Here is a 12,145-nt window from a genome sequence, read left to right as displayed (position 1 = left end):
TTTTAGAACTATTTGTATAAAACTATGCAAAAAGGGGGGTGTTGATAATATGGTTGATTTTCAGTCATATAATAAAAGCTTTATTAATGGTGAATGGGTGAAAGGGGGGGCAAGTAAGCGAACGTATCAAAACATAAATCCATATGATCAAACTATACTGCAGGAGATTTCGATAGCTACTGCAGACCAGTTAGCTGAGTCTTTCCGTATTGCCAAAGAATCGCAAAAGCAATGGGCAATGTCAACTGCAGACGAAAGAAAAGAAGTATTAAGAAAAGTATCAGGTTTTTTAAAAGACCATCGGGAAGAAATTATAGAAATTATTATAAGAGAAACCGGTGGAAGCTATATTAAAGCAAACGTAGAGATTGACTTAACGGTAGATCTTGTTGAAGAAGCGGTTCATATGGCAGATCAATTAGGGGAGTCTAAGGAAGTTGATGCGCTTATTGAAGGGAAAAGGAATAAAGTGTTCCGTCTGCCACTAGGTGTAATTACGTCCATTTCACCATTTAATTTCCCAATGAACTTATCGATGCGAACGATAGCACCTGCAATTGCATTAGGGAATAGTGTGGTACATAAACCAGACATTCAAACAGCAATGACCGGTGGAGTGATTATAGCTAAAGCTTTTGAAGATGCAGGTTTACCTAAAGGTATATTTAATTGTATCTTAACCGACTTAGAGGAAATAGGGATGATATGTTAACAACACCGCATTCTCAATTAATAAGTTTCACAGGCTCTACAAAAGTAGGTAAACATATTGGTGAAGTTGCTGGAAGTATGCTAAAAAGAGTTGCTTTAGAGTTAGGTGGCAACAATCCGTTTGTTGTATTAGAGGATGCTAACATTGAACGAGCAGTAGATGCAGCTGTCTTTGGCAAGTTTATTCATCAAGGACAAATATGTATGATAATTAATCGTATTATTGTCCATCAGGCTTGTTATAAGGCTTTTATCGAAAAGTTTGTCGAGAAAGTGAAACAGTTACCATATGGTGATCCTACTAATTCTGATACGATCATTGGCCCACTAATTAATGAAAAGCAAGTAGATAAAATTATGGTCATTATTGAAAATGCAAAGAAGTCCAATGCAAAAGTTGCTTTAGAGGGAAAAAGAGAAGGCAATATTTTGACTCCGACGATCTTTATCGATGTCGATAATCAAAGTGAATTAGCACAAACCGAATTATTTTCACCGATTGCAACCATAATTAAGGCGGATTCAAATGAACATGCCATACAGTTAGCAAATGATACACCATTTGGATTAAGCTCAGCTATTTTTACAGAAGATCTAAGTTATGGTGAGCAATTAGCACTACAAATTAACAGTGGTATGACACACATTAATGATCAAACCGTTAACGATAATCCAATGGTTCCGTTTGGCGGAAGCAAAGCAAGTGGAATAGGACGTTTGGTAATCCTTGGATAGTGGAGGAATTCACTACAACAAAGTGGGTTTCCGTTCAGGAAGAATATCGTGATTTTCCTTTTTAATAATGGAGAGTGCGAATAACGTTATAAAATACAATTAAAAATATGCAAAATAAAGACGTCACTATTATGGGATGTCTTTATTTTTGCTTAAAGCAATATAATACTGGAGATAAAAATACACAGAATTCTATACTTCAAAATATTTTTGTAGTAATAAAAAACACTTAGACGGATTGTTAACCGACTAAGTGGGAATCCATTTGAGTTAGTTGGGGGGGTAGGCGAGATATTCTACCAAAGAGCGACGTTTCATCTCTTGTTCCATTAAATGTATAAATTCGTAACTAAGTCTAAGTTCTGTGGCTTTTTTATAGGATTCGATTAGCAAATCATCTGATAAGTTTTCCACTGCTTGTCCCTCCCATAGATAGGATGTCTGCAACGTGTTATAGTAAATGTAGCATGAAATGAAAAAACCGACAACTGGTAACTTATCTACAGCTATCTGTATATAACTTGTGAATAAGTATATAGAAAGGCCTCTGAGACTCGATAGTATAAGTGTGGATAATGTGTATAACGTTATACACAGAAATATTTATGTCGAAAAATGTCATACGATTATAGTAATATCGTTTGTATTACCTGTTTAATCAGGAACATTTGTCATAATATGTGATATAATAATGTTTTGCTAATAGATTTCTTTGAACAAATTTAAAAAATTGTTTATGATAAGTAAAGATATATATATAAACAGAAATAATAGTTGAGGTGGAAACAAATTGCTGAAAAAATTTTTACCAAATGAACATGTGCAGCGCGTTCTGGACATAACACCAGCCAGGCTAAGTGATATGGGGATAAAAGGAATAATTACCGATTTGGATAATACCTTAGTTGCCTGGGACGTAAAAGACGCAACACCTGAAATTATTCAGTGGTTTAAAGAGATGAAAGAACACAATATAAAAGTAACGATCATTTCTAATAATGATAAAGAACGTGTCAGTATATTCTCTGAACCATTAGAGGCATCGTTTATATATAGCGCCAGGAAGCCGCTTATTCGTGCTTTTACTCGTGCTGCGAAACAAATGAATCTAAAAAAAGAAGAAATCGTAGTAATTGGGGGGACCAGTTGATGACAGATGTACTCGGTGGTAATTTTGCTGGTTTTCATACGATTTTAGTAGTGCCAATCGTAGAGACTGATGGCAAAATCACTAGATTTAACCGCATGATAGAACGAAGGATTTTAAATTGGATGCGAAGAAAAGGTATGATCACATGGGAGGAAAAATGATGGAAGAGCTAATGTATTGTGAAGGCTGTGGAGCTGAGATACAAACAAAAGAAAAAACGAAATCTGGTTTTGTGCCGAGAAGTGCTCTTGACAGTGAACATATTATATGTCAACGATGTTTTCGACTAAAGCATTATAATGAAGTGCAGGACGTTGAATATAGTGATGATGATTACTTGCGGATGATTAATAAAATTAGTGATACAAACAGTTTAGTTGTAAAAATTGTTGATATATTTGATTTTAACGGCAGTTTTATTTCTGGATTTCAACGATTGACTGGTAACAATCCCATAATTCTAATTGGAAATAAAGTAGATTTACTACCAAAGTCGACAAATAAAAGCAAATTAATTCATTGGATGAAAAAAACAGCAAGTGAGTTTGGTTTGACTGTTCAGGACGTCTTTTTAGCTTCAGCTGAGAAAGGTCTGGGATTTGATATCATCGAGAAAGAGATTGAGGAAAGAAGAAACGGGAAAGATGTGTATGTGGTAGGCTGTACAAATGTTGGTAAGTCAACGTTTATTAATCAATTGATCAATCGCTCAAGTGGAGTGAAAAATGCGATTACGACATCCTATTTCCCTGGAACAACATTAGGATTTATCCAAATTCCTTTGGATAGAAAATCTAACATGTACGATACACCAGGTGTTGTTAATCGCAGGCAACTTGTTCATTATGTTTCTGATAAGGATTTGAAAGTTATTACACCTAAGAAGGAAATTAAACCAAAGGTGTATCAATTACAAGATAAACAGACATTATTTTTCGGTGGTTTCGCTCGTTTTGATTTTGAAAAAGGGATGAAACAATCGTTCGTCTGTTATCTTTCCAATGACTGATGATTCATCGAACAAAATTAGATCAGGCAGATGAATTCTATCAAAAACATGTTGGAGAATTACTGCAGCCACCGACACAAGAAACGCTAGAACAACTACCTTCACTGGTAAAACAGACGATCAAAATACCACGAGAGAAGACAGATATCGTTGTACCAGGTTTAGGCTGGATCACGGTTCCAGATGGTGGTGTTACCATTTCGATTCATGTGCCAAAAGGGGGGGTCAATATTTCATTACGGCCTGCATTAATTTAGGGAAGGAGAACGAGCATGGTATATAAATTTGGATTGATTGGTCATCCAATTGAACATTCCCTATCTCCATGGATTCACTCTGAATTTTTGAAATTAGCTGGATTAGACGGGGAATATATTTTATATGAGGGGGAATCAGCAAGTTCTTCCAAGTGTAATAAAGCAGTTAAAAGAACAAGCAATTGATGGCTTTAATGTGACAGTGCCATACAAACAAGTGATTGTTGATTATTTAGACGAACTGGATCCTGATGCAGAAATTCTTGGAGCTGTTAATACAGTTGTAAATCAAAATGGTAAGTGGAAAGGCTACAGTACAGATGGGGAAGGATATGTGCGTTCAATAGTAGATCGGTATCCTGCTCTTTTGAATCGTGAGACTTCTGTGCTCTTACTAGGTGCTGGTGGGGGGGCAGCACGCGGTATTTACCGGGCGTTGGGACAGCAGCAAGTGAAAAGAATTGATATTGCGAATCGTTCCAAGGAAAAAGCAGAAGACCTTCTGCCATTAAGGTTTGGAAATGTACAAACCTCTGTATTAAGTTATCCTGAAGCCGAGTTGAAGCTTGCGGAATATGACTTGGTAGTACAAACAACCTCAGTGGGAATGAAACCAAATGTGGATAAACAAATTATTTCATTAACAAATCTGCGTACTCAGACAGTGGTAAGTGACATTGTCTATCAGCCGATTATGACCAAATTGTTAGCAGATGCCAGTAAGTGTGGGGGGGCAAGCATCCATCATGGTCATGCCATGTTGCTTTATCAAGGTCAATTAGCTTTTGAGAAGTGGACTGGCAAGAACTTAGATGTTACTCATCTAGTTGATAAATTAGAAAACAAATTAAGAGGTGTATAAGTTGAAGTTAACAGGCAAACAAAAGCGTTTTTTACGGGCAAAAGCGAATCTTTTAAAGCCGATATTTCAAGTCGGTAAAGATGGTGTCAATGACAACATGGTGAAACAAGTTGCAGAAGCACTGGAAAAGCGTGAGTTAATTAAGATCTCCATTTTGCAAAATTGTATGGAAGATAAAGATGAAGTAGCAGAATCCCTTGCACAAGGTACCGCTGCTTATATCGTTCAAATTATTGGAAACACAATCGTTTTGTATAAAGAGTCAGAAGAAAATAAACAAATAAGCTTGCCATAAAGAAGGTAGATGTTATGAAACGAATCGGAATATTAGGTGGAACCTTTGATCCACCACATTACGCCCACTTACTGATGGCAGAACAAGCATATAACCAATTAGAATTAGACGAGATTTGGTTCCTTTTATCTTATCAGCCAACACATAAAGCGGAGGCCAAAACCACGGCAAAGGATCGCGTGGAAATGACCAAAGCGGCGATCGAAGGAAATCCTGCATTTCATATTAGTACAGTGGAAGTGGAACGTAAAGAAAAGTCATATACGCTGCAAACGATGAAGATGATAAAAGAAGACTTTCCAAATCATCAATTTTATTTTATTATTGGTGGGGGGGATATGTTGAATATTTACCGAAATGGTACAATATAGAAGAACTGCTGAAGTTGATTACTTTTGTAGGAATTAACCGACCAGGCTATACGTTAAAATCACCTTATCCGGTCGAAGAGGTCCAAATGCCTTTAATGGATATTTCTTCTACCATGATCCGAGAGAGACTAAAAGAAGGAAAAACTATCCGTTATTTGACGCCTCCAGCCGTGATCGATATTATTAATAAATACAAGTTATATTCATAATATGTAATAATGGTTTTCTTTTTAGTCAGGAGTGTGAAAAAGTGGAAAGAACAAAAGCTTTAGAAATAGTTGAAAAACAATTAACGAAAGCAAGATTTGAACATACCATTCGGGTAATGGAAACAGCTTTAGACTTAGCAAAACATTATGGAGTGAATGAGAGAAAGGTGGAGATGGCTGCCATTCTGCATGATTATGCGAAATATCGTGACCCAGCTGAAATGAAGCGATGGATCATAGAAGAAAAACTGCCTCAAGACTTGCTCGACTACCATCCGGAACTATGGCATGCGCCGGTTGGTGCGAAGATGGTCGCACGTGAAGTCGGAATAGATGATTCTGAAATACTAAGTGCGATTACCTGGCATACTACTGGAAAACAAAAGATGTCTTTACTGGATCAGATCATATTTATTGCAGATTATATTGAGCCGGGACGTGACTTTCCTGGAGTTGAAGAAGTACGAGCAATCGTTAAGGACGATATCGATCAGGCTTGTTGGCTAGCAGCACGTAATACGATTACCTATTTGATGAGCAAAAATCAACCAATTTATCCAGATACATTTCAATTATATAATGAGAAATTAGGGAGGAACATGAATGCAAAATAAAGAATTAGTAGATCTAGTAGCAAAAGCGTGTGATGATAAACGTGCAGAGGATATTGTGATTATGGATATGAAAAATGTATCTTTAATTGCAGATTACTTTCTAATCTGTGAAGGAACAAATGAACGTCAGGTCCAGGCGATCGCACGTGGAGTAAAAGATATAGCAAACGAGCAGGATATCGATGTGAAGCGTATGGAAGGTTTTGATCAGGCAAGGTGGATACTGGTAGACCTAGGGGGGGATATTGTCTGCCATATTTTCCATCGTGAGGAACGCAATTATTATAATTTGGAGAAATTATGGGGGGGAGACGCTCCTCAGCTAGAAGTGAAACTATAAAATGGCTTATTCAAAACTAGCATATGTTTATGATATATTGATGGAAGATGCCCCCATATAATGAGTGGCAAGCATTTGTCGAGCATTTCGTCAGCAGTGGGAATATGCTTGACCTTGGTTGTGGCACTGGAAGATTGTCAGACAGGTTTGCAAGTGCCGGATTTTCGGTTACAGGTGTAGACTTTTCTGAAGATATGCTGGCATTTGCCCAGGCTCATACATCAGGCGTTCAGTATATCCAGCAAGATATTCGTGAACTAGAAGGAATGGCTGATTTTGATGTCGTGGTCAGCCTCTGTGATGTAATAAATTATATTACGACGGAGGGCGATCTTGAAAAAGTTTTTAAAAACGTTTGGGATAGTTTAAAAGACGGAGGACAATTCATTTTTGACGTCCATAGTCTCAGGCATTTCACGGAAGACTTAATCGGTGAAACGTTTGCCGAAATTTATGAAGATATCTCCTATGTCTGGTTATGCGAACAAGGAGAAGAAGAAGGAAGTGTCGTGCATGATTTAACTTTTTTTCTGCTGGATGAATCATCTGGAAAATATGACCGCTTTGACGAGCAACATAGCCAACGGACTTTTTCGGTTGAAATTTATAAAGAATTACTTTCAAAAGTAGGCTTTAAAAATATTCAACTCTATGGAGATTTCTCTATTAAGCAATTAAATGATAATAAAAGTACAGAACGCTTCTTTTTTACCTGCCAGAAATAATCGAGATAAACCTTTTTAAAGGTTTATCTTGTTTTTTTATAGAAAGTCTTCATACTCAGCAGAAATAAAAGCTGGAATGCATATAAATACTAGAAACTCTGCATATTATCTCGGAATAGCAGACACTAAGTATAGAAGGCGGATTATTTATGTGTTAGTTAAAGGACTATAGGATTGATACAAGCAGGAAACATATGAGTCTCTAGTGCTATATAAAGAAAGCTTGATTATTAAACATATTAACATGGTTAAATTATTACCATATAAACGGAAGGGAAGAGACTGCATGAGTAAATTAAGCAATTGTCTGCAAATGATACAGCTTCTTATGGCACGACCTAGAATGAAAATAGAAGACTTAGCAGAGGAACTAGAAGTAAAGCCTCGCATGATAAGGGTTTATCGCGATGATCTAGAAAAGGCAGGGATCTATATTGAAAGTGAAAGAGGCACAAATGGAGGGTATTCATTAGATCGCCGTTCGATTTTACCTATTCGTAATTTCAACCCGTCAGAGGTGCAAGAACTCCAAATTGCTATTAAATCCTATTTATCGAAACTGCCTGATCATGAAAGTACCTTAAGTAATGCATTGGAAAAAATTAAAGCAGCCCAACGTGATCAATCGTTAAGCAGCAAACATTTTTATTTTGCCAATGATTATTTAATCAATTCTGAAGTTGGTAATGAATCAGCGCATTACAAAAGATTGTATCATGCTTTTAACCACCGAAAAAAAGTCGTGATTACATACGAAGCAGCTTCAACAAACGAAGTCACAATCAGGACTATTCATCCTTATGCTTTTGTTGTATACGATGAAAATATTTACTGTGTCAGCTATTGTGAAGAGAAAGAAGCAATGCGTACATTCAAAATAATTCGTATCCATGAAATCAAGGACACGGATCAGAACTATTATCTTCCAGAAGATTTTGATATTAGAGCACAGTTTCCACATTTAGGATTTATTCGTGAACCACAAGAAGTCGAGTTAATCATTGAAACTCCTTTTTCGAACCAGGTAAAAGAATCGATTTATAGTGATGATCAGGTTATAGAAGAATTGCCACATAATGCAATTCGTTTTAAAGCGACTTTAAACGGAGAACAATCAATAAAAAAGTGGATATTAGGTATGGGTTCGAAAGTAATAGTTATCGCTCCAGTTCGATTAAAAGACGAAATACATTTAGAAGTTGACCGAATGTTGCAACTTTATACGGAAGCAAAAAGCTAACTCGAAAATGAGTTAGCTTTTTATTTACTTATCTAGAATGAAAAATTTCCATAAAGAGATGTAAAAACTTAACTATTCTCTACATTGTACTTTGGTTCATATTAAATCCAACTGAAAGTCCTTATGCTTTATAAACGAATATTGCGTTTTCTATTTGATTTTATAATAACACAAAAAAATTTCTTAACTGACATTAATAGTTCCACATGGGGTTCTATAATACTATCTATAGCCATAAACAAGGCCGTTAAAAAAGGGGGGTTAATAGATGTTCGAGAAAATTATTTTATCAAGGTCCATTTGTTATGGAGATTGTCCTGAATTTGAAGTAATAGTGAAAAAAGATGGCACCGCAAAGTGGTTTGGAGGCATGTTTGTGCATCGTGCTGGAGAAGTAGAGTTTCAATTAGATAATAGAAAATTACAACAGTTGGGAGAGTTGTTACAATCATTTGATTTCCGTCATTTCACATATCCTGCTGCTACGATATTTGCTACAGATTTACCATATTGCACGATTAAGGTGAGCTATCAAGATGGAGTTGAAAAAGAAGTGGAGCACTATTTAGGGGGGGATTTTGCCGAAGAGGGTTCCGAGGATAATCAATCATTTCAAGAATTAGAACAATTTGAAAAAAGAATTGAAAAAGTTATTGGGTTACAAAAATTTATCGGTGCTTCGACATACAACGAAGCTACTGAATAAAACCAAGGAGGAAATTAATATGAAAATTTGGGTGGCAGTTTTATCTGTTTTAGGAGGTTTATCTGGTTTAGTTAGTGGGTTTATGGTCACGGCTGGAGGTGAAATGTTTGGTGATGCAACAATGTCGAATGATGGAGCTGCGGTATTTTGGTTATCAGCATTAGCTATTTTTCTTGGATTCTTGTCATGGAAATGGAATAAGCCAAGTGGTGCAGGATTGATCATTATCGCATTATATGGCATCTACGCAAATGGTTTATTTTTTACAATAGCATTTATTTTCTTATTAATAGCAGGTATTTTAGCGTTTAGAATTCAGCCAAAAGAAAAACAAAGAGCAAAATAAAGGGAGGAAATCGACATGAAAAGTTTTTTTAAATGGGCAGGTATTATTGTTGTTGGTTTAATCGTAGTAAGTGTAATATTCGGCGACGACGAGAAGAGTGAATCGGGAGAAGTAACAGAAAATAAAGCAACAGAAGCAGCTGAAGGAGATAACCAGGAATCAGATGATGTAGCGGAAAAAACCGATGAAACTGAAGATGAAGTGACTACTGCTGGAGTTGGAGATACTGCAACGATTGCTGATGTAGCCTTTACAGTTAATAACGTAGAAACTACCACAGAAATCAGTACCGGCAATGAATTTATCGAACCTGCGACAACGAGTGGACAATTTGTCATGATCGATGTGACAATTAAGAATGATAAAAAGGAAAGTATAACAATAGATTCTTCCTTTTTTAAACTGATTGGAGCAGAAGGAACAGAATATGATCCTTCTACAGATGGTAATGTTATGATGAATACTAATCCAGAATCTGATTTTTTCTTAACACAAATCAATCCAGGACTTGAAAAAACGGGTACTGTTGTGTTCGAAGTGGGAGCTGACTTTAATGTTGCCGACTCGATATTACAAGCACAAACAGGATTTTGGGGGGGAACGGAGAGAATCGAAATAAATCTTAAATAAAAGAAAAAAGGTCGTCTTAAGAGACGGCCTTTTTGAAATTCTAGATACGGAACATGATCTAAGTTCTTCCTTGACTCATTTAAGTTAACAAATGGAATGTAAATATATGTTAAAAATTTAAATATGAAACTTTAGCTAAATGTATATTGTGGTTATCATCCAAGCATAAGGGAGAACATCAACATACCATAAGGTAAATACTGATTGAGGTGATTATTTATGGTGAAAAAATATAGTGGTTGTTGTCCAATATATCCGGTACCAAAACCAAAAAAACAAAATTGCATATGTCCTCCCGGTCCAAGAGGAGCTACAGGCCCAGCCGGACCACAGGGACCACAGGGAATAGCAGGCCCAGCCGGACCACAAGGAGAACAGGGAGTAGCCGGCCCAGCCGGACCACAGGGAGAACAGGGAATAGCAGGCCCAGCCGGACCACAGGGAGAAACAGGGGGGGTACAGGCCCAGCAGGACCACAGGGAGAAACAGGAGCGACAGGCCCAGCAGGTCCAGCAGGAGGATTAATAGCATTTGCTGACTTTTTTGCTTTAATGCCGCCAGACAATGCTGCCACAGTAGCACCGGGTACAGACGTAAGTTTTCCTCAAGATGGCCCAACAAGTCTCACTGATATTCTTCGTGTTAATGATACTACATTTAACTTAACTGAAATAGGTGTGTATCAAGTGCTTTTCCAAGTAAGTGTTTCGGAAGCGGGACAACTAATACTAACTTTAAACGGGGGGGCTGATTTAGCTTACACAGTGGTTGGGCGTGCAACAGGTACATCTCAAATTGTAGGTATGGCTCTAGTAGAGACTTCTGTCATCAACTCTTTACTAACTGTGCGCAATCCTGCCGGGAATGCAACAGCACTAACTATCACTCCTCTCGCTGGAGGAACAAGGCCAGTTTCAGCACATCTTGTTATCACACGAATTCAATAGATATGAAAAATAGAAGAACTTATTATATGTTGAAGTTCTATAAATAGATGAAAATTTACATTTAACGAAAATTCATAATAAAAGTGTAAGTATTAAAATCGATCCAATCGATTATACAACTGTAAAGCGGAATAAAGTATAGAGCATTTGAGAAGATAATAATAAAAAATATAAAAACCACTGATTCCATAAACGAAATCAGTGGTTTTTAAAAAAAGAATATAGAGGATTAAAAAGGAAATGTTTCAACTAAACCCGAAGCAACTCCAGTTCCAATTTAAGTGTATCGGTTCTTTCTAATGAACTTGTTGCAATTTCAAAAGTAATTCTTCTACTTGTTCTTCCGCTTCTTTTATATCATTAGCATAGATTTCTGTTGTTTGACTCTTTGGATAGTTCGTTGAATAGTCATAAAGAGAATCATAATAGTAAGTTAGTAACAATTCAACCGCCTGGGAAAAATCTTGTTCCTCTAAATGTTGAGCAATTTCTTTTGCAACAGGTGTTGGCAACCTTCTTCTAATTAACTGAAAGGCTTCCATAAATTGATCAGGTGTTAACCATGGCTGATAATCATCGAGAATATTTCTAATCCGTTCCTCTATAGGTAAATGAATAAATATTTGCTGGCTTTGTTCTTTAATCTGATCCAGCCAGTCCGGCATCATGACCTTCCCGATCCGCTTACTTTCACCTTCAATTAGTATGTAGCTGGTGCTCCAAATCAAGTAGTTTTTCGAGTAAATTATAATCAAACGATCGTTGATTAGCAGGGTCATCCCAATATGGCCAAAAATCGAGCCGCGATGACCCGCTATTTTCTCTAAATCTATAACCGGATATCCTTTTGCTGCAAGACGTTCCAATAAAATTGTTTTTCCGTTGCCGGTATATCCATTTAAAACAAGTAATTTCGGTTTCAAATCAAAATGATTCAGAAGATCGACCGTCCATTCACGATAAGCTCGTATTCCTCCGCTTAAGCGATTGGCTTCAAT

At 36.7% G+C, this 12,145-nt stretch carries 15 protein-coding genes and 4 pseudogenes; 17 read left to right on the top strand and 2 right to left on the bottom strand.

Annotated features, from left to right (window positions below; all coding sequences use genetic code 11):
- Window positions 1–49 precede the first annotated feature (49 nt).
- Window positions 50–1,511 (top strand): annotated as a pseudogene (locus tag JCM21714_RS11900) (aldehyde dehydrogenase family protein).
- A gap of 205 nt (window positions 1,512–1,716) precedes the next feature.
- Here the strand turns inward: JCM21714_RS11900 and JCM21714_RS11895 are convergent.
- Window positions 1,717–1,860 carry a sporulation histidine kinase inhibitor Sda gene (locus JCM21714_RS11895; RefSeq protein ID WP_035724624.1) on the bottom strand — a complete coding sequence of 48 codons (144 nt, stop codon included), beginning with the start codon at window positions 1,858–1,860 and terminating at the stop codon, window positions 1,717–1,719.
- 376 nt (window positions 1,861–2,236) lie between these two features.
- Between JCM21714_RS11895 and JCM21714_RS11890 the strand changes: the two are divergent.
- The 16 genes and pseudogenes from JCM21714_RS11890 to JCM21714_RS21610 all read left to right on the top strand — a co-directional run bounded on the left by JCM21714_RS11890 (window position 2,237) and on the right by JCM21714_RS21610 (window position 11,147).
- Window positions 2,237–2,757, top strand: a pseudogene (locus JCM21714_RS11890) (YqeG family HAD IIIA-type phosphatase).
- Window positions 2,757–3,862, top strand: a pseudogene (yqeH, locus tag JCM21714_RS11885) (ribosome biogenesis GTPase YqeH). Before JCM21714_RS11890 ends, yqeH begins: the two co-directional pseudogenes overlap by 1 nt.
- Before the next feature lie 15 nt (window positions 3,863–3,877).
- Window positions 3,878–4,048 (top strand): hypothetical protein, encoded by a 171-nt coding sequence (locus JCM21714_RS24770; protein ID WP_235182808.1) that lies wholly within the window; start codon window positions 3,878–3,880, stop codon window positions 4,046–4,048.
- Window positions 3,987–4,724: a shikimate dehydrogenase gene (gene aroE / locus JCM21714_RS11880; RefSeq protein ID WP_235182807.1), complete on the top strand. Its 738-nt coding sequence runs from the start codon at window positions 3,987–3,989 to the stop codon at window positions 4,722–4,724. The genes JCM21714_RS24770 and aroE overlap by 62 nt, the downstream gene beginning before the upstream one ends.
- Before the next feature lies 1 nt (window position 4,725).
- Entirely contained in the window at window positions 4,726–5,019 is a 294-nt protein-coding gene (yhbY, locus tag JCM21714_RS11875) for a ribosome assembly RNA-binding protein YhbY (protein ID WP_035724622.1), read from the top strand.
- A 14-nt stretch (window positions 5,020–5,033) separates the two neighbouring features.
- Complete coding sequence (locus JCM21714_RS24200; protein WP_369403571.1) at window positions 5,034–5,390, top strand: nicotinate-nicotinamide nucleotide adenylyltransferase; 357 nt, start codon at window positions 5,034–5,036, stop codon at window positions 5,388–5,390.
- A gap of 14 nt (window positions 5,391–5,404) precedes the next feature.
- The gene (locus JCM21714_RS24195; RefSeq protein WP_369403570.1) at window positions 5,405–5,599 is read left to right on the top strand and encodes a nicotinate-nicotinamide nucleotide adenylyltransferase; all 195 of its coding nucleotides are present in this window, start codon (window positions 5,405–5,407) and stop codon (window positions 5,597–5,599) included.
- A 41-nt stretch (window positions 5,600–5,640) separates the two neighbouring features.
- Window positions 5,641–6,213: a bis(5'-nucleosyl)-tetraphosphatase (symmetrical) YqeK gene (gene yqeK, locus JCM21714_RS11865; RefSeq protein ID WP_035724621.1), complete on the top strand. Its 573-nt coding sequence runs from the start codon at window positions 5,641–5,643 to the stop codon at window positions 6,211–6,213.
- Window positions 6,203–6,553, top strand: a complete 351-nt coding sequence (gene rsfS / locus JCM21714_RS11860; protein WP_035724619.1) for a ribosome silencing factor — start codon at window positions 6,203–6,205, stop codon at window positions 6,551–6,553. The genes yqeK and rsfS overlap by 11 nt, the downstream gene beginning before the upstream one ends.
- A 47-nt stretch (window positions 6,554–6,600) precedes the next feature.
- On the top strand, window positions 6,601–7,278 hold the full coding sequence (locus JCM21714_RS11855; protein WP_235182806.1) for a class I SAM-dependent DNA methyltransferase: 678 nt from the start codon (window positions 6,601–6,603) through the stop codon (window positions 7,276–7,278).
- A 286-nt stretch (window positions 7,279–7,564) separates the two neighbouring features.
- Window positions 7,565–8,518 carry a helix-turn-helix transcriptional regulator gene (locus JCM21714_RS11850; RefSeq protein WP_035724617.1) on the top strand — a complete coding sequence of 318 codons (954 nt, stop codon included), beginning with the start codon at window positions 7,565–7,567 and terminating at the stop codon, window positions 8,516–8,518.
- A 268-nt stretch (window positions 8,519–8,786) separates the two neighbouring features.
- Entirely contained in the window at window positions 8,787–9,224 is a 438-nt protein-coding gene (locus JCM21714_RS11845) for a DUF6438 domain-containing protein (RefSeq protein ID WP_035724615.1), read from the top strand.
- Window positions 9,225–9,243: 19 nt separating this feature from the next.
- Entirely contained in the window at window positions 9,244–9,570 is a 327-nt protein-coding gene (locus JCM21714_RS11840; RefSeq protein ID WP_035724612.1) for a hypothetical protein, read from the top strand.
- A gap of 15 nt (window positions 9,571–9,585) precedes the next feature.
- Window positions 9,586–10,200: a DUF4352 domain-containing protein gene (locus JCM21714_RS11835; protein ID WP_035724610.1), complete on the top strand. Its 615-nt coding sequence runs from the start codon at window positions 9,586–9,588 to the stop codon at window positions 10,198–10,200.
- Window positions 10,201–10,419: 219 nt separating this feature from the next.
- A complete protein-coding gene (locus JCM21714_RS21615; protein WP_052000566.1) occupies window positions 10,420–10,725 on the top strand; it encodes a collagen-like protein in 306 nt (101 codons plus the stop codon).
- 26 nt (window positions 10,726–10,751) lie between these two features.
- The gene (locus JCM21714_RS21610; RefSeq protein ID WP_035724608.1) at window positions 10,752–11,147 is read left to right on the top strand and encodes a hypothetical protein; all 396 of its coding nucleotides are present in this window, start codon (window positions 10,752–10,754) and stop codon (window positions 11,145–11,147) included.
- Window positions 11,148–11,443: 296 nt separating this feature from the next.
- Here the strand turns inward: JCM21714_RS21610 and JCM21714_RS20175 are convergent.
- Window positions 11,444–12,145, bottom strand: a pseudogene (locus JCM21714_RS20175) (tRNA 2-selenouridine(34) synthase MnmH); the annotation flags it as partial.

The sequence above is a fragment of the Gracilibacillus boraciitolerans JCM 21714 genome (assembly GCF_000521485.1).
Lineage (GTDB): Bacteria > Bacillota > Bacilli > Bacillales > Amphibacillaceae > Gracilibacillus > Gracilibacillus boraciitolerans.
The sequence above is the reverse complement of the archived record's forward strand: the minus strand, read 5'-3'. Positions and strand labels throughout refer to the sequence as shown.